This window comes from Streptomyces sp. NPDC091279, from assembly GCF_044757465.1.
Taxonomy (GTDB): domain Bacteria; phylum Actinomycetota; class Actinomycetes; order Streptomycetales; family Streptomycetaceae; genus Streptomyces.
On the sequence record NZ_JBIVVA010000014.1, the window covers coordinates 27,648 to 47,186 of the forward strand.

General features: G+C 70.8%; 18 protein-coding genes. 15 read left to right on the forward strand and 3 right to left on the reverse strand.

Features of this window, described 5'->3' with window-relative positions; all coding sequences use genetic code 11:
- Window positions 1-48: 48 nt before the first annotated feature.
- A complete protein-coding gene (clpS, locus tag ACIQOU_RS30690; protein ID WP_401541875.1) occupies window positions 49-420 on the reverse strand; it encodes an ATP-dependent Clp protease adapter ClpS in 372 nt (123 codons plus the stop codon).
- On the opposite strand from clpS, the gene ACIQOU_RS30695 reads away from it, so the two are divergent.
- The 11 genes from ACIQOU_RS30695 (at window position 421) to ACIQOU_RS30745 (ending at window position 12,505) form a co-directional block, all read left to right on the forward strand.
- Window positions 421-1,782, forward strand: a complete 1,362-nt coding sequence (locus tag ACIQOU_RS30695) for a nicotinate phosphoribosyltransferase (RefSeq protein WP_401541877.1) — start codon at window positions 421-423, stop codon at window positions 1,780-1,782.
- Window positions 1,783-1,810: 28 nt separating this feature from the next.
- Complete coding sequence (locus ACIQOU_RS30700) at window positions 1,811-2,404, forward strand: nicotinamidase (RefSeq protein WP_401541879.1); 594 nt, start codon at window positions 1,811-1,813, stop codon at window positions 2,402-2,404.
- Between the two features lie 107 nt (window positions 2,405-2,511).
- Window positions 2,512-3,762 (forward strand): MFS transporter, encoded by a 1,251-nt coding sequence (locus tag ACIQOU_RS30705; protein WP_401541881.1) that lies wholly within the window; start codon window positions 2,512-2,514, stop codon window positions 3,760-3,762.
- A 114-nt stretch (window positions 3,763-3,876) separates the two neighbouring features.
- Window positions 3,877-5,097 (forward strand): sedoheptulose 7-phosphate cyclase, encoded by a 1,221-nt coding sequence (locus tag ACIQOU_RS30710; protein ID WP_401541884.1) that lies wholly within the window; start codon window positions 3,877-3,879, stop codon window positions 5,095-5,097.
- A complete protein-coding gene (locus ACIQOU_RS30715; protein WP_401541887.1) occupies window positions 5,094-6,287 on the forward strand; it encodes a serine hydrolase domain-containing protein in 1,194 nt (397 codons plus the stop codon). Before ACIQOU_RS30710 ends, ACIQOU_RS30715 begins: the two co-directional genes overlap by 4 nt.
- Window positions 6,287-7,138, forward strand: coding sequence for a TIGR03619 family F420-dependent LLM class oxidoreductase (locus ACIQOU_RS30720; RefSeq protein ID WP_401541890.1), 852 nt, complete (start codon window positions 6,287-6,289; stop codon window positions 7,136-7,138). The genes ACIQOU_RS30715 and ACIQOU_RS30720 overlap by 1 nt, the downstream gene beginning before the upstream one ends.
- A 2-nt stretch (window positions 7,139-7,140) precedes the next feature.
- Window positions 7,141-8,790 (forward strand): FAD-binding oxidoreductase, encoded by a 1,650-nt coding sequence (locus ACIQOU_RS30725; protein ID WP_401541892.1) that lies wholly within the window; start codon window positions 7,141-7,143, stop codon window positions 8,788-8,790.
- Window positions 8,791-8,794: 4 nt separating this feature from the next.
- Window positions 8,795-9,469 carry an HAD-IA family hydrolase gene (locus ACIQOU_RS30730; RefSeq protein ID WP_401541894.1) on the forward strand — a complete coding sequence of 225 codons (675 nt, stop codon included), beginning with the start codon at window positions 8,795-8,797 and terminating at the stop codon, window positions 9,467-9,469.
- Entirely contained in the window at window positions 9,466-10,452 is a 987-nt protein-coding gene (locus tag ACIQOU_RS30735) for an ROK family protein (RefSeq protein ID WP_401541897.1), read from the forward strand. Before ACIQOU_RS30730 ends, ACIQOU_RS30735 begins: the two co-directional genes overlap by 4 nt.
- Window positions 10,453-10,490: 38 nt before the next feature.
- Complete coding sequence (locus ACIQOU_RS30740) at window positions 10,491-11,603, forward strand: alcohol dehydrogenase catalytic domain-containing protein (protein ID WP_401541899.1); 1,113 nt, start codon at window positions 10,491-10,493, stop codon at window positions 11,601-11,603.
- Window positions 11,604-11,704: 101 nt separating this feature from the next.
- Window positions 11,705-12,505, forward strand: coding sequence for an SDR family oxidoreductase (locus ACIQOU_RS30745; protein WP_401541902.1), 801 nt, complete (start codon window positions 11,705-11,707; stop codon window positions 12,503-12,505).
- Here ACIQOU_RS30745 and ACIQOU_RS30750 read toward each other — a convergent pair.
- Entirely contained in the window at window positions 12,468-12,911 is a 444-nt protein-coding gene (locus ACIQOU_RS30750; RefSeq protein WP_401541904.1) for a MerR family transcriptional regulator, read from the reverse strand. The genes ACIQOU_RS30745 and ACIQOU_RS30750 overlap by 38 nt on opposite strands.
- Before the next feature lie 657 nt (window positions 12,912-13,568).
- Here ACIQOU_RS30750 and ACIQOU_RS30755 point away from each other — a divergent pair.
- The gene (locus tag ACIQOU_RS30755) at window positions 13,569-15,095 is read left to right on the forward strand and encodes a glycosyltransferase 87 family protein (RefSeq protein WP_401541905.1); all 1,527 of its coding nucleotides are present in this window, start codon (window positions 13,569-13,571) and stop codon (window positions 15,093-15,095) included.
- 169 nt (window positions 15,096-15,264) lie between these two features.
- Here ACIQOU_RS30755 and ACIQOU_RS30760 read toward each other — a convergent pair whose 3' ends face one another.
- Window positions 15,265-16,143, reverse strand: a complete 879-nt coding sequence (locus tag ACIQOU_RS30760; RefSeq protein WP_401541906.1) for an NADP-dependent oxidoreductase — start codon at window positions 16,141-16,143, stop codon at window positions 15,265-15,267.
- A gap of 198 nt (window positions 16,144-16,341) precedes the next feature.
- On the opposite strand from ACIQOU_RS30760, the gene ACIQOU_RS30765 reads away from it, so the two are divergent.
- The 3 genes from ACIQOU_RS30765 to murJ all read left to right on the forward strand — a co-directional run bounded on the left by ACIQOU_RS30765 (window position 16,342) and on the right by murJ (window position 19,396).
- The gene (locus ACIQOU_RS30765; RefSeq protein WP_401541908.1) at window positions 16,342-16,731 is read left to right on the forward strand and encodes a MerR family transcriptional regulator; all 390 of its coding nucleotides are present in this window, start codon (window positions 16,342-16,344) and stop codon (window positions 16,729-16,731) included.
- Window positions 16,732-17,096: 365 nt separating this feature from the next.
- Window positions 17,097-17,576, forward strand: a complete 480-nt coding sequence (locus ACIQOU_RS30770) for an RICIN domain-containing protein (RefSeq protein ID WP_401541909.1) — start codon at window positions 17,097-17,099, stop codon at window positions 17,574-17,576.
- Window positions 17,577-17,713: 137 nt separating this feature from the next.
- Window positions 17,714-19,396 carry a murein biosynthesis integral membrane protein MurJ gene (gene murJ / locus ACIQOU_RS30775; RefSeq protein ID WP_401541911.1) on the forward strand — a complete coding sequence of 561 codons (1,683 nt, stop codon included), beginning with the start codon at window positions 17,714-17,716 and terminating at the stop codon, window positions 19,394-19,396.
- Window positions 19,397-19,539 lie beyond the last annotated feature (143 nt).

Here is a 19,539-nt window from a genome sequence, read left to right on the forward strand (position 1 = left end):
CCTGCTGGCTGGGGCGGGGCCGGCTGCTGCGGGTCCCGCGGGGGCGGGTCACTTGCGGTCCTGCTGGAGGGTGGCCCACAGGCCGTAGCCGTGCATGGCCTGCACGTCGCGCTCCATCTCCTCGCGGCTGCCGCTGGAGACGACCGCGCGGCCCTTGTGATGGACGTCGAGCATGAGCTTGTTCGCCTTCTCCTTGGAGTAGCCGAAGTACGTCTGGAAGACGTACGCCACGTAGCTCATGAGGTTGACCGGGTCGTTGTGGACGATCGTGACCCAGGGGACGTCCGGCTCGGGAACGGCGAAGACCTCCTGGGCCGGCTCGGTCCGTTCGGTCTCTAGGGGAGCGGGTGACGTCACATGGCCATGCTGCCACGCATCCCGGAAATCGTCACACCGACGAGAAGGGAGTACGATCCGCATATGAACACAGCGGACCTCGGGCTGCCGGTGGATGTTCCCTCTACCGCGCTCTTCACGGACCAGTACGAGCTGACGATGGTGCAGGCCGCCCTGAAAGCGGGGACGGCCGAGCGGCGGAGTGTGTTCGAGGTCTTCACCCGGCGGTTGCCGGACGGCCGCCGCTACGGCGTCCTCGCGGGCACCGGACGCGTCCTGGACGCCGTCGAGAACTTCCGTTTCGACGCCGATGTCCTCGCCTTCCTGGGTGAGCGGGGCATCGTCGACGGGCCGACCCTGGAGTGGCTCGCCTCCTACCGCTTCGGCGGCGACATCTGGGGCTATCCGGAGGGCGAGGTCTACTTCCCGGGCTCGCCCGTGCTGCGGGTGGAGGGCTCGTTCGCGGAGTGCGTGCTGCTTGAGACCGTGATCCTGTCGATCCTCAACCACGACTCGGCGATCGCCGCCGCCGCGTCCCGGATGTCCTCGGCCGCCGGTGGCCGCCCGCTGATCGAGATGGGCGCCCGCCGCACCCACGAGCTGGCCGCCGTCGCCGCCGCCCGCGCCGCCTACGTCGGCGGCTTCGCCACCACCTCGGACCTCGCCGCCGGGTTCCGCTACGGCATCCCGACGGTCGGCACCTCGGCGCACGCCTTCACCCTGCTCCACGACCACGAACGCGACGCCTTCCGCGCCCAGGTCGACTCCCTCGGCCGGGGCACCACCCTGCTGGTCGACACCTACGACGTCGCCGAGGCGGTCCGCACGGCGGTCGAGGTCGCCGGGCCCGACCTGGGCGCCGTCCGCATCGACTCCGGGGACCTGCTGCTGGTCGCGCACCGGGTGCGCCAGCAGCTCGACGCGATGGGCGCGACCCGCACGAAGATCGTCGTGACCTCGGATCTCGACGAGTACGCCATCGCCTCGCTGGCGGCGGCGCCGGTGGACGCGTACGGCGTCGGCACCCAGCTGGTGACCGGCTCCGGGCACCCCACCTGCTCCATGGTCTACAAGCTGGTCGCCCGCGCCGAGTCCGCCGACCCGGCGGCGCCGCTGGTGCCGGTGGCGAAGCGGTCCAGCGGCGGCAAGACGTCGATGGGCGGCCGCAAGTGGGCGGCGCGGCGCCTGGACGCGTACGGCGTCGCCGAGGCCGAGGTCGTCGGCACCGGCCCGGTACCGGCCGGCCTCGCCGACCGGCAGCTCCTCGTCGAGCTGGTCAAGGGCGGCGAGGTCGTCGCCCGCGAGCCCCTGGACGTCGTCCGCGACCGGCACGCGTCGGTCCGCGCGGGCCTGCCCCTGTCGGCGACCCAGCTCTCGCGCGGCGAACCGGTCCTGCCCACGGAGTACGTCCAGGGCACCTCGGGTAGTCCGAACGACAGGCCGTAGCCTCGCCTCCTTCGAAGGGATATGACCCATGCGCCGAGCCCTGATCGTGGTGGACGTGCAGAACGACTTCTGCGAGGGAGGCAGCCTCGCCGTGTCCGGGGGCGCCGATGTGGCCGCCGCCGTCACCGAGTTGATCGGGCAGACGGCGGGTTCGGGCTACCAGCACGTGGTGGCCACCCGCGACCACCACATCGACCCCGGCGCCCACTTCGCCGCCCACCCCGACTACGTCCACTCCTGGCCCGCCCACTGCGTCGCCGGCACCGAAGGGGTGGGCTTCCACCCCAACTTCGCCCCGGCGGTGGCCTCCGGCGCCATCGACGCCGTCTTCGACAAGGGCGCCCACTCGGCGGCCTACAGCGGCTTCGAGGGCACCGACGAGAACGGCACCTCCCTGGCCGCCTGGCTGCGCACCCGCGACATCACCGAGGTCGACGTCGTCGGCATAGCCACGGACCACTGCGTCAGAGCAACGGCCCTGGACGCAGCCCAAGAGGGCTTCCACACCCGGGTCCTGCTGGACCTGACAGCGGGAGTCTCCCAGGAGACAACAACCCGAGCCCTGGAGGAACTGACAAAGGCAGGCGTCCACCTGACAGGCAACCCAGTGCTCCAGCCCTGACAACAAGGGCCCTGGACAACGCCGTTGAGGGGCACGAGCGCCATGTGACCCACCTCACCGCCAGTCGCGCTTCAGCCTCACACGATGTCAGGCCCTAGCGTCTAGGCATGGTTCAGACAGCGTTACGGGAATCCAGCAGGCGATTGCTGTTCGCCAGCTTCATCATCGGCGCTTTCGCCCTGGGCACGAGCGAGAACGTGGTCGCGGGAATCCTCCCCGACATCGCCCACGGAATCGGTGTGTCCGAGGGTTCGGCCGGATTGCTGGTGACCGCTTACGCCGGCACCGTGACGATAGCGGGTCCGCTGCTGACGATGTTCCTCGACGGTGTGAGGGCGAAACGGCTGCTGATCGGCTCGATCGCCCTGTATCTCGCGGGTTCGCTGCTCGCGGCGGTCAGCACGAATTTCACCGAGGCACTCATCGCCCGCGTCCTCACCGGCCTCGTGCACACCACCGTTCTGGTCATCTTCATGACGACGGCGATGCGTCTGTCGCCGCCCGAGAAGCAGGCGTCCGCCGCGGGCACCATCACTCTGGGCCTGTCCGTCGCCACCGTGCTCGGCGTGCCCATCGGGGTGTTCCTCGGCCAGCACGTCGGCTGGCAGTCGGCGTTCGCGCTGGTCGCCGCGTTGACCGCGATCAGCCTCGCGACGGTCGTCGCGACGTTCCCGGCGGATGCCGAACGGCCCGAACGGGCGCCCGGCGGACGGCTGTCGAACCTGCGCGGACTCGGCCGCCCGCAGGTCGTCCTCGGCGTCGTCACGACGGCGCTCACCGGGATGGCGGCCCTCACGGTCGTCACCTATGTGGCGCCGTTCCTCACCGACGGCGCGGGGCTGGACTCCTCGGTGATCGTGTGGGTGATGCTCGCCTACGGCATCGGCTGCATCGTCGGCAACACGATCGGCGGGCGGCTCGCCAACCGGCAGGTCGTCCGGGCGATGGCGATCACGGTCACCGCGACGCTGGTGGTCCTGATCGGGCTGTCGGCGTGGCCGGGCAACAAGGTCGCGTCGGTCGTGCTGATGGTCCTCGTCGGCCTCGCCTACTTCTCGACGTTCCCGGCGCTGAACACCTGGGTCGCCAAGAACTCCGAGGACCTGTCGCCGAACCTCGCGCTGGCGCTGAACAGTTCGGCCTTCAACGTCGGTATCGCCCTCGCGGGCTGGGTGGGCTCGGCCTACCTGAATTCCGACGGGCCGGTCGAGCGACTGCCGCTGCTGGCGACGGCGCCGGCCGCGGTGGCCGCCGCCGTCGCCTGGTACCTGTACACCGCCTACGGCCGGACCCGCGCAGCGCAGCCGGGCCGGTCCGACGCGGACGCTCTCGTCGACGGATCGACCGGGGGCGTCTGAACCAGAAACGGAAGTCCTGTTTCGGCGACAGGACTTCCGTTTCTGACAAATAAATCAGAGTAACCAATCGGATCAGGGAATCTCGAATTCATTTCGAATCCATGGGGGTGGAGTATGGTCCGCGCTAAAGATTATCGACACGGCCTGGAACGCGATTCCAGGGGCCGCTGGACCGTCGACGCGGTCAAGCAGGTCAGTTATGACGTCCTGGTGCGCCGGGATCTGCTGAAGGTCGACGACCCGTTTCTCGCCGATGCCCTGCGGGGCTGCGTCGCGGGTGCCGGGAACTCCAGCGACCGGCGTCTTCTCATCGTCGACAAAGTGGTCGACACGTTGTACGGCCCGGCGATCGATGCCTATTTCATCGCCCATGGATTCACCACCGCCAAACTCGTCCTCGACGCGCACGAGCAGGTCAAGAACTGGGGCAGCGTCGACGCGGTGCTCGCGGCCATGGATCAGTTCGGTGTCGACCGGCGCCGGGAGCCGGTGATCGCGATCGGCGGCGGCGTGCTGTGCGACGTGGTCGGTTTCGCCGCCAGCATCTACCGGCGCGGCACCCCCTACGTCCGTATCCCCACCACACTGATCGGCCTCGTGGACGCGGGCGTCGGGGTCAAGACCGGGGTCAACCACCGGGCCGGCAAGAACCGCATCGGGACCTACGCCCAGCCGCTGCTGAGCCTGCTCGACACCCGGTTCCTGTCCTCGCTGGCGGTGCGGCACATCAGCAACGGCATGGCGGAGATCCTGAAGGTGGCGCTGGTGAAGTCACGCCCCCTCTTCGAGCACGTCGAGCGGGCCTCGCGCGGCGATCTGCGGGTCCTCTTCGAGGACGACCAGCATGCCGGCCTCGCCGACTACGTCATCGAGGAGTCCATCCACCTGATGCTGGAGGAGCTTCAGCCCAACCTCTGGGAAGGCACCCTGGAGCGCTGCGTCGACTACGGGCACACCTTCAGCCCCACCATCGAGATGCACGCCGTCGCGGAGCTGCTGCACGGCGAGGCCGTCGCCATCGACATCGCGCTCACCACCGGCATCGCCCTCGAACGCGGCCTCCTGAGCGAGCCCGACGCGGTCCGCGTCCTCGATGTGATCGCCGGGCTCGGTCTGGCCCCGTGGAACGACGTACTGGCACGACAGGGCCTGCTGACCGAGGCCCTGGAGGACACCGTGCGCCACCGCGACGGTTTCCAGCGACTGCCCCTCACCGACGGCATCGGCACACATGTCTTCGTCAACGACGTGACACCGGCGCAGATCGCGGCCGGGGCGGCGTTCGTGGAGTCGTACGTCAGCTCGCTCGCCCCGTGGCAGGAGTCGGTGGCATGACGAACCCGAACCCGAACCCGACGCGTACCGCGCACGGGCAGGTCGAGCCCGGTTTTGAAGCGGTGCGGGAGTGCTTCGAGACGAACCTCGGCGAGGTGGAGGCCGGTGCGGCCTTCGCGGTCTTCCGGCACGGCCGGTGCGTGGTGGACCTCTGGGGCGGCACGGCCGACGTGTCGACCGGCGCGCCCTGGACGGAACGCACCCGGGCGCAGATCTTCTCCGGGTCCAAGGGCATCGTCGCCACGACCCTGCTGCGGCTGGTCGACGCGGGCGTCCTCGACCTGGACCGGCCGGTGTCCTGGTACTGGCCCGAGTTCGCGGCGCACGGCAAGGGCGCGGTCACCGTGGGCGAGTGCGTCACGTACACCGGGGGGCTGCCCGCCGTCACCGCCCGCACCGTCGACCAGGAGCTGATCGGCGACGCCCGCGCGATGGCCGCCCACCTCGCGGACCAGGAGCCGATCACTCAACCCCGTTTGATCTACGGCCCGTTCACGATGGGCTGGATTCTTGAGGAACTGTGTGTGCGGACCACCGGGCAGACCCTGCGGGACTTCTTCCGCCAGGAGATCGCCCGGCCGCACGCCCTCGACGTGGACTGGAGCGCGTGGACGCCGCGCGAGGTCGCCGCGGTGACCTACGACGACGACTTCACCTCGCAGTACGACCGTTTCAACACCAGCACGGACGCCCTCGCCCAGGCGATATGGGCGAACCCGGTGCCGTTCCCGCGTGGTGAGGTCGTCTGGAACGCGGCCGGGCGGCGGGACGCGTACATACCGGCGGCCAACGTCGTCGGTACCGCGCGGGACATCGCCCGGATGTACGGGCTGATCGTCGAGGACCTGCACCGCGACGACGACAGCCGGGGCAACATCGCCCGCCGGTCGACCGTGCGGGACGCGCTGACCCTGTTCGTCCGGCAGGACGACCCGACGCTCGGGTTCCCGTTCGCCTACGGGCGGGGCGGGTTCCGGCTGAAGGGTGTGCCCCGCACCGGGGTCGACGGCGACATGTTCGGCCACGACGGCGGCGGCGGCTCCGCGCACTTCGCGTGGCCCGGGAGTGGTATCTCCCTTTCCTACACACCGAATCGGCTGCTCGACATCGGGAACAACGACCATCGTGCGGGTTCGTTGATCAGAGCGCTGAAGTCCTCGATGCACGAACTGGAGAGCACGGCAGCTTGATGAAGATCAGCATCTCGATTTTCCAGACCGCCGACACCGCGCCGGTGACGGAGCTGGCCCGGTACCTCGAAGACGCGCGCTACGACGCGCTGTACTTCTGCGAGCACACCCATCAGTCGCTGCGGTTCGCGGCCCAGGCGCCCACCCTGGAACGGCGGTTCAAGGAGACGTTCGACCCGTTCGTCGCCGCGCAGGCCGCCGCGGGCGTCACCGAGCGGCTGCGGGTGGGCTCGGCGGTGACGCTGCTCGCGCAGCACGAGCCGATCGCCATGGCGAAGCGGCTGGCGACCCTGGACCGGGTGATCGGCGGCCGGCTCGACGTGGGTGTGGGGGCGGGCTGGATCGAGGACGAGATGCTGCGTCACGGCGTCGACCCCCGGCGTCGCAACGCCCGGCTCACCGAGCACGCGACGGCGGTCAAGGCGCTGTGGTCGGGGCGGCCGACGACGGTCCGTTCCGAGCACATCGACTTCGAGGACGTCGTCGTGCTGCCCACCCCGTTGCAGTCGCCGGGTCCGCCGATCTACGTGGGTGGTGCCGGGCCGCGCGCGCTGGACCGTATCCGCGCGTTCGGCGACGGCTGGATGCCCGACTACGGGTCGGTCACGCCTGCGGAGTTGTTCGCTCGGCTGGGTGAACTGCGGTTGCTGGAGCAGGAGTTGGGGCGGCACATCCCGGTCGTGGTGATGGGGGTGCCGCATGACGCCCAGGTCGTCGAGGCGCTCGCGGACGCCGGGGTGGACCAGATCGCGACCCTCGCGCCGTCGGTCGGTCTTGCCGAACTGCGCGCGTTCCTGGCCCCGTTCGAGCGCAGCGTCGCGTCCGTGTCCGGCATACGGGCCGGGTCGTAGGGATGGCCGGGACCGACGGGGGACGTCTGGGCCGGCGCGGGTTCCTGACGGGTGCGGCCGGTGCGGGGATCGCGGGCGTCGCGACGGTGCGGGACGCCTCCCCCGCCCAGGCGGCGCCCCGGGCGAAGGCGGCGCCCCGGGTGCGGGCGGCGCCCCGGGTGCGGGCGAGCGAGGTGCGGGTGGTCCGGGAGGGCGTCGATCCGCAGTACGACTCGCTGCGGGTCGGCTACAACCGCCGTTTCGACATACGGCCCGCGGAGATCCTGACCCCGCGGGACGCCGCCGAGGTGCTCGCCGGGGTGCAGCGGGCGCTGGACGCGGGCCGCCGGTTCACCGCGTACGGCGGCGGGCACTGCTTCGAGAACTTCGCGCTCTCCCCCGACGTCGAGTGCCTGATCAACATGAACGCCCTGGACGACGTCGGCCACGACGCGGCGCGCGGCGTCTACACGGTCGGTGCGGGCGCCCGCCTGCTGAACGTGTACGACACCCTCTACCGCGAGTACGGCGTCGCCGTGCCCGGCGGTGTCTGCTACTCGGTCGGCGTCGGCGGCCATGTGCTGGGCGGCGGTTACGGGTTGCTGTCCCGGCTGCACGGGCTGACCGTGGACCATCTCCACGGCGTCGAAGTGGTGACCGTCGACGAGCGGGGCAGGGCGTCCTTGACGTACTGCGACCGGGACAGCACCGGTGCGCTCGGTGATCTGTTCTGGGCCCATACCGGAGGCGGCGGCGGGAACTTCGGCCTGGTCACCCGGTTCGACTTCCGTACGCCGGGGGCGGAGCGGCCGTTGATCTCGCCGCCGGGCTCGGTGCGGATCGTGACCTGTGACTGGCCGTGGGAGGGGGTCGGCCCGGAGCGGTTCGGCGCGTTCCTCACCGTCTTCGCCGACTGGTGCGCCCGCCACCACGCGAGCAGCCCCGGCTCCGACGCCGTTTTCCCGTGGCTGACCGTCCGGCACCGGGACACCGGTGGCATCGGCATGGTGATGCAGGTGGCGGACCCGGCGTCGACGGCCGTCGGGGACGCGCTCGTGGCCGAGTTGGGGGCGGCGCTCGGCTACGACGGCGGGCCCTCCTATGTCACGTCCGAGTCGATGCCGTGGCTCAACTCGGTGCGTCTGATCGGCACGGCGAGCGCCGAGAACAGCAACCCGAACCGGCGCGGGAAGCAGGGTTCCGCGAACTTCCGGGGGCGGTTCACCCCGGTGCAGCAGGCCGAGATGTACCGGGCGCTGCACGAGCCGATCGAGGGGTCGCTCTCCGCCGGGATCGACGTGGCGGCGCTGGGCGGGGCGATCTCCGTGCCCGGTGCGGGCGACACGGCCGTCTTCCAGCGGGACGCGACGATGAAGCTGCTCGTGCAGACGTTCTGGCAGGACGCCGGGCACGACGCCCCGAACCTGGCGTGGCTGCGCGGCGCCTACCACGGGATCTTCCGGGAGACCGGCGGGGCGCCCGTCTACGACGAGGTGACGGCGGGCAGTTACGTCAACTACCCCAACGCCGATCTGTCCGACCCCGCGTACAACACCTCGGGGGTCTCGGCCGGGGAGCTGTACTACGGGGGGAACTATGAGCGTCTCCGTGCGGTGAAGCGCCGTTGGGACCCCACGAACGTGTTCCGTCACGCCCAGTCGATCGAACGGTGAGGTCATGACCGCAGCTTTCTCCTGTGCCGCCGTCCTCTTCGACATGGACGGGACGTTGATCGACTCGGCCGCGTCGATCGAGCGGGTGTGGACCGAGTTCGCGGTGGGCCGGGGGCTGCCGGTGGCCGAGGTGCTCGCCGCGCTGCCCGGGCGGACCGCGCGGGACATCCTGGCGGGTTTCCTCGCCTCGCCCGAGGAGGTGCGTGCCGAGGCCGCCCGCATCCGCAGTACGCAGATCCGTTCGGCCGACGGCATCGAACCGGTGCCCGGGGCGCGGGAGTTGGTCGCCGCGTTGCCGCCGGGGCGGTGGGCGGTGGTCACGTCGGCGCCCGGTGAGGTGGCCCGGGCGCGGCTGGCGGCGGCCGGTCTGCCGGTGCCCGCCGTGCTGGTCGCGGAGGAGTCGGTGACGCGCGGGAAGCCGGACCCGGAAGGGTTCGCGCGCGCGGCCGGGGAGTTGGGGGTGGCGCCCTCGGCGTGTGTCGTCTTCGAGGACGCCGAGGTCGGGTTGCGGGCCGGTCGGGCGGCGGGCGCGCGGTGCGTCGGTGTCGGAACGGCGCCGCCGTCGTCGTCGGCGCACGCGTGGGTTAGTGATCTGCGCGGGCTCGCCGTCGGGCGCGACACCGCGGGGCTGCTGGAGCTGCGGCTGCCGGTCGCCGCTGAACTCGGGGAGCTGTCATGACCGTTGGGGAGGCGGAGCGTCGCGTGGGCGGGACGGTCGGGGTCGATGTGGGCGGGACCTGGCTGCGGATTCGTACCGACGGCGGCACCGAACGGCGGCCCGCGCCGAGCCTGCTCAACCATCCGGGGCGGTCGACCGCCGAGCTGACGGACATGCTGCTCGACGCGCTGGCGCCGGTGGCGCCGGCCGGCGGGCGGGTCGTGGTGTCGCTGGGCGCGGCCATGAACGACGTCACCGCGCGGGTCTACGGATCGGCCCCGCTGTGGGGGGACGCCCTGCTCCGTCGCGACCTGGTCGGGGAGTTGCGGCGGCGGCGTCCCGACGCCGACTGGTACGTCCACAACGACGTGACCTGCGCGCTCGCGGACTTCGCGGCGTCGGTGGCGGACGAGGGGCACCGGCACGTCGGCTACCTCACCGTCAGCAGCGGCATCGCGCTGAAGGTGGCGGATCTGCCGGGCCGCCGGATCGCGGTCGACGGCAACGGCCTCCAGGGCGAGGTGGGTCATCTGGCGACGCCGGTCCCGGCCGGGTTCCCGGGGCTGCTCGCGCTGCCGTGCGAGTGCGGCGGCACCGGGCACGTCGCCTCCCTCGCGTCGGGCCCGGCCGTGCCGAGGGTCGCGGCGGTGCTGGGCATGGGTGCCTTCGAACCCGCCGGGTTCGCCGACCGGTTGGCGGACGGTGACCCGGAGGCGGGCGCGCTGCTGCGGGTGATCACGTATCCGGTGGCCCAGTTGGTCCGCTGGCTGTGGGCGACGCAGCCGCTGCTCGACCTGGTGGGGATCGGCGGCGGGGTCGCGGAGGGGCTCACGGAGCACTACGCGCGGGCCCTGTACGCGCATCTGGAGCAGCCCGCCAACTATTCCGACGGCGCCGGGACGCGCGGCCGGGACGCGGTCCGGGTGCTGGGGCCCGGCGCGGTCGACCCGATCCGGGGCGCCCAGCACATGGCCGACGGCTTCCTCACCGTCGTCGCGTCATGAACGTCACCGCAGCTGAACTCGGGCAAGGGAGCACGGACATGGAGCATCTGGCGATCGAACGCCTCGGCGGGGTCAGCAAGGTGACGACGCGGCCCACTCACGTGCCGGGCCGGGGTGAGGTGGTGCTCGCTCCAGAGGCGGTGAGTCTGTGCGGCACCGACCTCCAGATGCTGCGCGGGGTGCGCGACGACCCGTCGCCGGTGCTCGGGCACGAGGGTGCGTGCCGGGTGGTCGGGGTCGGGGCGGATGTCACCCGCGTGGCGCTCGGGGACCGGGTGGTGGTCAACCCGACCCATCCCGGTGACCCGTCGTTCCTGCTCGGCCACAATGTCGACGGTCTGTTCCAGCAGCGGGTGCGGATCGCGTCGTCGGCGGTGTCGGCGGGGCTGCTGGTGCCGATCGGGGGCGCGCTCGCTTCCGGTACGGCGACGCTGGTGGAGCCGATGGCGGTGGTGACGTACGCGTCGGACTGTCTGGCGCTGTCGCCGCACGAGGAGTTGGTGATCGTCGGGGACGGTCTGATCGGCAATCTCGCCGCGCTGCGGGCGGCCCGCTCCGGCGGGGTGCGGGTGACGCTGGTGCACGGCGGTGCCGTCGGCCGGGACTGGTCGGCGCGGCATCTGCCCGGGGAGGTCCGTCAGGTCGGCGCGCAGGAGTTGGCGGCACGGGCGGACGCCGGTGCGGGCGGCCCGGTGGCGGTGCTGATCGGCACTCACCGGGACCGCACGGTCGAGGCCCTCGACCTGGTCCGCGCGGCGTACGGCTCGGCGGTGCGGGCGGTGCATGTGGTCGGTGGCGTGTACGCGGACTCCGCGAGCCGGTACTTCCCGGGGGTCGATCTCCCCGGGGTGCGGGCGGCGAACACCGGGGGCCCGGTCCCGCCGCACAGTGTGAGCTGGTCGGACGGGTCGACGCCGGAGGTCCGCTTCACCGGCAATCGCGGGGTGCGGGGCGAGGCGCTGGCCGCGGCGGCGGCGGAACTGGAGCGCGCCGGGGGCGGGTACGACGTTCTGCTCACCCATCGGCGGTCCCTCGCGGCGGGCGCGGACCTGATGAACCGGATGATCGCGCAGGACGGCCGGGTGGTGGACGACGCGCTGGTGATGCGTCTGGTCGTCGATCTGAACGAGGATCTGCTGACCGACCGTTGACGGCACCGCCCCTCAACTGTCCTTGATGTGAACGCTGTTGACGAACGACTGACCGTCGGCCGGGGAGAACCCACGGCCTGGGACGGCTACGGAGGAACGACATGACACGGCGAGTGGCTGTGGTGACAGGCGCCAGTTCGGGCATCGGACGCGCCACCGCGCTGGAGCTGGGCCGGGCCGGCTTCGATGTCGTGGTCGGCTACGGGAACAACAAGGCGGGCGCCCAGGAGGTCGTCGACGCGCTGGTCACGGACCATGGCCGGCGTGCCTGGCCGGTGCAACTGCCGCTGGCCGAACCGCGGTCGGCGGTCCTCGCGCTGCGCGGGGCGGTCGAGGAGGCCGGTGGGGTGGACGTGTTCGTGAACAACGCCGGGATCAACCGGCGGGCGTCGTTCCTGGAGGAGAGTCAGGAGGACTGGGAACGGGTGCTGGCCATCGATCTCACCGGCCCGTTCCTGCTGGCTCAGGAGGCGGCCCGGGCGATGGTGCGGCAGGGGCGCGGCGGCCGGATCATCAACGTCACGAGCGTGCACGAGCACATCCCCATCGCGGGCGGCAGCGCCTACTGCGCGGCGAAGAGCGCCCTGGGCATGCTCACCAAGACGATGGCGCTTGAGCTGGGCCCGCAGGGCATCGCCGTCAGCTCCGTCGCCCCGGGCGAGACGGTGACGCCGATGAACGGCCATGCCGACAGCGTGGACCCGCGTTCGCTGGTCCGCCCGGTCGTCCCGCTCGGCAGGCCCGGCGCCTCGGGCGAGGTCGCCGGGCTCATCCGCTATCTCGCGTCCGAGGACGCCGGGTACACCACCGGCCAGTCGTTCGTGATCGACGGGGGGCTGTCGCTCATCGCGGCGGACGCCAACGTCAACTCGGTGCTGCCGACGTCAGGGTCAGCTCGGTGAGCACGGCCCGGCCGGCGAGGGCCTCGATGTAACGGCGGGTCAGCTCCAGGGATTCGATCTCGCGCGAGATGCGGGTGAACTCACGGTCGAGGGTCTCGTCCAGTTCCGCGCAGATCCGCGAGAGGTCCATGCCGTCGTGGACGCAGTCCATCAGCAGTTGGATGTTCTTCGTGCTGATTCCGCCGTCGAGGAGCAGCCTGATCAGCTGGACGCGCGAGACGTCGTTGGGGCGGTAGAGGCGGTGTCCTTGGGACGTGCGCTCCGGCTTGAGCAGACCGCGGCTCTCGTAGTAGCGCAGCAGCCGTTCGCTGACGCCGGTGCGGTCGACCATCTCGCCGATGCGGAGGTTGCCCTCGTGGGCGCGGGTGGCGGGGTGTTCCGCCAGGAATGCTGGTCGTTCTCCCATGGATTTCATGTTCTCCCCCGGATATCCTCGTCACATCATTTGCCGACTCTTTACCGATTCGGTTTCCGGCGTGCGGCCCGGCACTCCGACGGCAGCGCCCGTGACGGTTTCCGAAACGGGGCGTTCCGACCGGAACGCCCGCACGCGGGTCACGTCCTGGAGACGGCCTCGGCGTTGAGACCAACGGGGCGGGGAGATGCGTGGAAACACCGTCCGGCGCCAAGGGAACGGGACGGGCATCACCCCGGCGCAACCGATGACTGCACAGGGAAACCTTTCCCGGATAGCACAACGCACGCGCGCCACTCCGTCAAGTCACTACCACGAGCCCCGACAACAGGGTTGGCCGAAACGAATTCCCCCTGGCCGGAAACGAACTGAGCGGCACCCAGCGTCATCGAGGCGGCCGCTCCGAGGTCGCCGTCCCGGACGGCCAGGAACGTACCCGAAGGGGGACCCGCAGCTGTCGCCCGGGTCCCCCTTCGCCGTCTCCCCGCGCGCGAGCACGCACCCCCGGTCCGCGGGACCGGCCAGGACCGTGGCACCACCAGGGACAGCGAACTCTCAGTTGGCGACCAGGAAGTTCACATATCCGGCCGCTACCTTCCGGTGACTGTCTGCAATCGCCTTGACGCTCACGAAAGGCAGTCACCCCCCATGTCGGACGTCTCCACCGCACCCCCTCCGGCGGATCGGCTCCGTAACGCGCCGGCCCGAGCGCGAGCCGTCCTCCTGGAGAAGAGAAGCGGCCGGGCCGTCCTCGTCGCGGTGATCGTCATCGCCGCACTGGCCGTCCGGGCCACGATGTACCGGTACCAGTCGCTCGATTACAACGTGTTCGTGTCGAACTGGTACGCGCACATCAAGAGCAACGGCGGATTCAGCGCCCTCAAGGACCCGAGTTTCTCCGATTACAACGTCCCTTATCTCTATCTCCTGGCGATAGTGACGTATATACCGGTTCCGGCGCTGGCGGGCGTCAAGGCGGCTTCGATCGTTTTCGATCTGCTGCTGGCGTTCTTCGTCCACCGGATCGTGGCACTGCGCTACGCAAAGAATTCCTGGCAGCCGATCGCGGCCATGGCCATCGTGCTGTTCCTGCCGACCGTGGCCACCAACAGCGGCTGGTGGGCGCAGGCCGACTCGATCTACAGCTCGCTCGCGGTGGGCGGGTTCTACTTCCTGGTCCGCCGACGGCCCTGGTGGGCCTGTGTGTTCATCGGGCTCGCGCTGGGCTTCAAGCTCCAGACGATCTTCATCCTGCCGTTGCTGTTCGTCCTGGTGCTGTGCCGGTGGGTTCCGTGGCGGGCGCTGCTTGCGGTACCGGCGGCGTTCCTGCTCCTCGACGTCCCAGCGCTCCTGGTCGGTGCCTCGCCGACCGAACTCCTGACGATCTACGTCCGGCAGACGGGCAGTTACCAGGCCCTGACCCTCGGGGCGCCGAACATCTACCAGTTCCTCGCGAGCGGCGAGACCTCGGATGTCCTGCGCAGGACCGGCATCGTCACCACCGGCGTGGTGCTGCTCGCGCTGACGGCCTGGGTCACGCTGCGGCGCACCGGGAGCAGGCCGCCGTGGGTCGGCTGGCGCCGTCCCGAACTCACCCAGAACCAGCTGGTGCTGCTCGGCACCGCCTCGGTCATCCTCGTGCCGTACCTGCTGCCCGCGATGCACGAGCGCTACTTCTATCTCGCCGACGCGTTCAGCGTGCTGGCCGCGTTCCATCTGCCGCGTCGGCTCTGGTACGTGCCGGTGCTGGTGCAGGCGGCGTCGTTCTGCGCGTACTGGCAGTTCCTGTCGGCCTCGGGTGACATGGGGTCGGGCGGTATGCGGCCCGGTGGCGGTGGCCCGGGCGGGGGCGGTCGCCCCGGTGGCCAGGGCGGCGGTGGCGGCCGGGGCGCCGGTGGCGGGGGCCTCCCCGGCGGAGCGCCCGGTTCCGGCGGCGGACCTGGTTCCGGCGGCGGGCCCGGCGGCGGAGGCGGGGCGCGACCGGCGGGCGGGATGGGCGGCGGCAGCTCGTCGACCGTGTCGAGCTGGGCGGTGTGGGAGATGCGGATCGCCGCCGTCCTGATGGGGCTGGCCCTGCTGGCCGTCCTGTGGGCCGCGTTCCGCGAACTCCGCCGACGGAAGGCGGCCACGCCGCTGCCCGCCACCACCGGCGAGACCGGCGACGCCCTGACCTAGGACCGGCCCGGCACCGGCCTGGTGAGTTCCGGCGAACTCACCAGACCGACGCCCTCGACCAGCGCCCCTGACCAGCGGGAACAAGGACCTCGACCGTCCTCGCCCCGCACCGGTCGGGGGCGCTCCCCGTTCCTGAGCCGACCTGCGCCGCCTGTGCCGACCGCCCGCCTCAGAACGTCAGCAGAACCTTGCCGAGCACCCCGCCCGCCTCGAACCGCTCGTGCGCGGCCCTGACCTCCGCGAAGGGGTGGCGGTGGGCGACGCGGAGCCGGAGTTCGCCGCTGTCGACCAGAGCCGCGAGGTGGGCCAGGTGGTCCTGGTTCTCCTGGACGTAGCTCACGGCGGCACCCGGGATGTCGGCCAGCGGCTCGTCGGAGACGGAGACGTACCGTCCGCCCTCCACCAGGGCGGCACCGGCGTCGATCCCCACCGTGTCCAGCACGGCGGTATAGGTACGGCCGGGCAGGTCGACCGGCGTGTGCCAGACGTCCACGGCCCCCAACTCCCGTGCCGCGCCCAGGTGTTCGAGGCGCGAGACCAGACCGTCGACGGTGGCCCCGGCCCGCCGGGCCAGCTGGACGGCGATACCGCCCACGCCCCCGACCGCGCCGGTGACCAGCACCCGGTCCCCCGCGCCGACCTTCGCCAGCTCCAGCGCCTGCAACGCCGTCACCCCGGCCAGCGGCAGCGCCGCCGCGTCGGCCAACGCAACGGTCGTGGGTGCGGGCGCCAACAGCCGTGCGGGCAGCACGACTTGCTCGGCCCAGGTGCCGAGTCCCGTCGCGATCTGCGCGGACATCGCGATCACCTGGTCGCCCGCCCGGTGGTCGGGGTGTTCGGAGGCGACGACGACCCCGGCCAGGTCCCAGCCCAGGGTGGCGGGCAGTTCGGGCCCGATGTCCCGGGCGCGGGTCTTCCAGTCCACCGGATTCAGGCTGCTGGCCACGGTGCGGATCAGCACCTCGCCGGGACCCGGAACGGGTGCGGGAACCTCCCGGACGACCAGGACGCCGGGCCCACCGTGACGATCGATCTGAACGGCGTACATGCCGATCTCCTTCTGTAGAACAACTCAATCGAAAGGCGGGAGAAAGCAGCACCGGGATCTGCGGGAGGAGTCCGGCGGCCAGGTACTCGGCGGTTTTGGGGCGGCGAGCGTCGCGCAGCCCTCGTTCCTCTTCATGCCGCAGACGCTAAAGTCTCATATTGATGTGAGAGTCAAGCCCGAGCGGACCAGGGAGGTCCCGTGCGGATCGGTGAGTTGGCGCGGCGGACCGGCGTGGGCGTGCATCTGCTGCGCTACTACGAGGAGCAGGGGCTGCTGCACCCGGAGCGGCGGCCGAGCGGTTATCGGGAGTACGTCGACGAGGACGTGGCCGTCGTCCGCCGTATCCGCAGTCTGCTGGCGGCGGGGCTGAGCACGGCGACGATCACCACGGTGCTGCCGTGTCTGCGGGACACCGGCGACCGCCTCGTGCCCACCTGCGCGGACCTGGTCGCCGACCTCCACCGGGAGCGCGTCCGCATCGCGCAGGCCATCGACGACCTCCAGTCCTCCATGAACGCGCTGGACGACGTCATCGCGGCGGCCCCCGCCGACGTCATCCGCCGAGCCCTGGCGCCGCTCCCCAACTGAGCGGAACGGCCCTGGTCACACCGGGTCCTGCGGCTGCCCGCTGCGCCGGTTCGCCGTCGGATGCGCCGACGGGAGCCTGGATCGCATCGAGCGGCGCCGACCGGTCGACGTCCGGCTCCGCCAGTGCCTCGCGGCCACCCGGGGTTTCCTCAACGGCCGTGTCCAGGAAGGGGAGTTGACGCGGGGCGGAGCTGAAGGGCGCTGAAGGGGGCCGGAAGGTGGCTCGGAGGGGGGTTCGGTAAGGAAAAGGTATGTGGTGGATGGGGAGCCTCAATTGTTGCTCAAGTCTCTTTGCCTCGGCTCCTCGGCGCGGCGAGGATCGCCGGACACGTGCACGATCGACATGAGCTCGGGGGAAACAGTTCATGAAACACGTAAAGAAAATGCTGCTGGCGATAGCGGCTCTCGTTCTCGGCTTCTCGGTTCTCACACCGGCCGCGCCCGCGCAGGCCGCCGGGACGGGATTCTTCTACATCGTCAGCAAGGACACGGGAAAGTGTCTGGAGTGGAACGGCACCAACAAGAAGATCACGCAGGAGAAGTGCCGGAAGACGAAGTGGCAGTGGTGGGCCAACGACTCCGCGAAGTTGTGCAACTACGTCTCCATCGGCGGTGACTACTGCCTGGGAGAGGCCGGTCGGAACAAGCCGGTGTACGGGCGCAGTTACCACGACGCCCCGCAACTCTTCTACTCCAGCCTCCAGAACAAGGCCAAGACCACCATCGGGGCAGCGCACTGCGGCTACTTCAAGGTGGTCAACGGCCAGGTCCTGTGCGGCAGCCGCATTCTGATCAACCACGGGAAGAGCTATTCCCCGAAGATGATGTGGGTCATCAAGTACTGACGCATCCTCAAAGCCTGGAATGCGCGCGAAAAGGGGAGGCCCGTGTTCTGGTGACACGGGCCTCCTCGGTTCCTCGAAGTCTGCCGACTCTGTGGGCAGTTGGGGTCGGGGAACCGTGAAGGCGTAGGTTGGCGGGCATGGTTGAGGGGGCGGACTCGGCGGCGCGGACCATGCCGCAGGAGCAGCAGGCGAGCGGGCGGCACAGCGCCCGGCGGAACAACGACAAGGGCGGGCTGGCTCGTTCGTCCTTGCTGATGGCGGTCGGCACGGTGGTGTCACGGGCGACGGGGCTCATCCGCCAGGTGCTCCAGGCCGCGGCGCTGGGCACGGGCTTGCTGGCCAGTACGTACAACACCGCGAACACGGTGCCGACGAGCCTGTACACCCTGCTGATCGGCGGCGCGCTCAACGCCGTTCTGGTACCGCAGTTGGTGCGGGCCAGGGCGACGGAGCCCGACGGTGGGCGGGCCTATGAGCAGCGGTTGGTCACGCTCGTGGTGTCCGTGCTGGGCGTGGGGACGGCGCTGGCGGTCTGGGCGGCGCCGCAGATCGTGGGCCTGTACATGCGGGACACCCCGGGCAGTCACGACGCGTTCGAGCTGACGGTGACGTTCGCGCGGTTCCTGTTGCCGCAGATCTTCTTCTACGGACTGTTCAGCATCTACGGCCAAGTCCTCAACGCCCGCGAGAAGTTCGGCGCGATGATGTGGACGCCGGTGCTGAACAACGTCGTGCTGGTCGGCATGTTCGCCGCCTACCTGGGGCTGATGGTGGTGCCCGACCGGGTCGAGGACATCACCGCCGGCCAGGTGCGGCTGCTGGGGATCGGGTCGACGGCCGGGATCGTCGTCCAGGCGCTGGCGTTGGTGCCGTTCGCGCGGGCGGCGGGTTTCCGGTTCCGGCCGCGGTTCGACTGGCGGGGTACGGGGCTGGGGCGGAGCGTGCACGCGGCGAAGTGGACGCTGCTGTTCGTCCTGGCCAACCAGGTCGCCCTGACCGTTGTCACGAACTACGCCAACGCCGCCGACCAGGAGTTGCCGCGGGCCGGTGCGGGCTACTCGGCCTACACCTACGCGCAGACCATCTGGATGCTGCCGCAGTCGATCGTGACCGTGTCCCTGGTGACGGCGCTGCTGCCCCGGATGAGCCGGTCCGTCGCCGAGGGGCGCGTCCAGGATCTGCGCGCGGATCTGTCCCGGGCGCTGCGGATCAGCGGGGTGGTCATCGTGCCCGCCGCGTTCCTCTTCCTCGCCCTGGGCCCGCAGATCTCGTCGTTGCTGTTCGCCCACGGGGCGGCCGACGCGGCCTCGGCCCGCCCGCTGGGGCAGATGCTCCAGGCCTTCGGGCTCGGGCTGGTGCCGTTCTCCGCCCAGTACTTGCTGCTGCGCGGTTTCTACGCGTTCGAGGACACGCGCACCCCGTTCTTCATGGCGGCGTGGATCGCGGGGGTGAACGTCGCCCTGGCCACCGCCTGTCATCTGGTGCTGCCCGCTCGCTGGGCGGTGGTGGGCATGGCCGGGGCCTACACCCTCTCCTACGTGGCCGGCCTCGCCCTCACCGCGTACCTGCTGCGCCGAAGGCTCGGGGTTCGCCTCGACGACGGTGGCCTGCGCCGCACCTACGTCAAGCTGTTCTGCGCGGCGGGCCCGGCGGCGGGGCTGGGCTGGGCCGTGGCGCGCGCGTGCGCCGATCCAGAAGGCGGAACGGTGCCCACGGCTGTCGCCCTCGCGGCAGGGACGCTCACGACAGCCGTGGGGTACCTCGTCCTCGCCCGGCTCCTGAAGGTCACGGAGCTGCGCCGGGTGCCCGGCCTGCGGTGAGAACGTCACCTGTCCACCGGGGTCAGGAGTAGCAGATCGTCATGCTGCCGGGGCCGTCGCCCTGGCAGTGGCCGAGGGTGACGTGGTGGCCGATGGCCCTGTCCAAGTCCCGCTTGGGCCGTTGGGCCGTTGGGCCGTTGGGC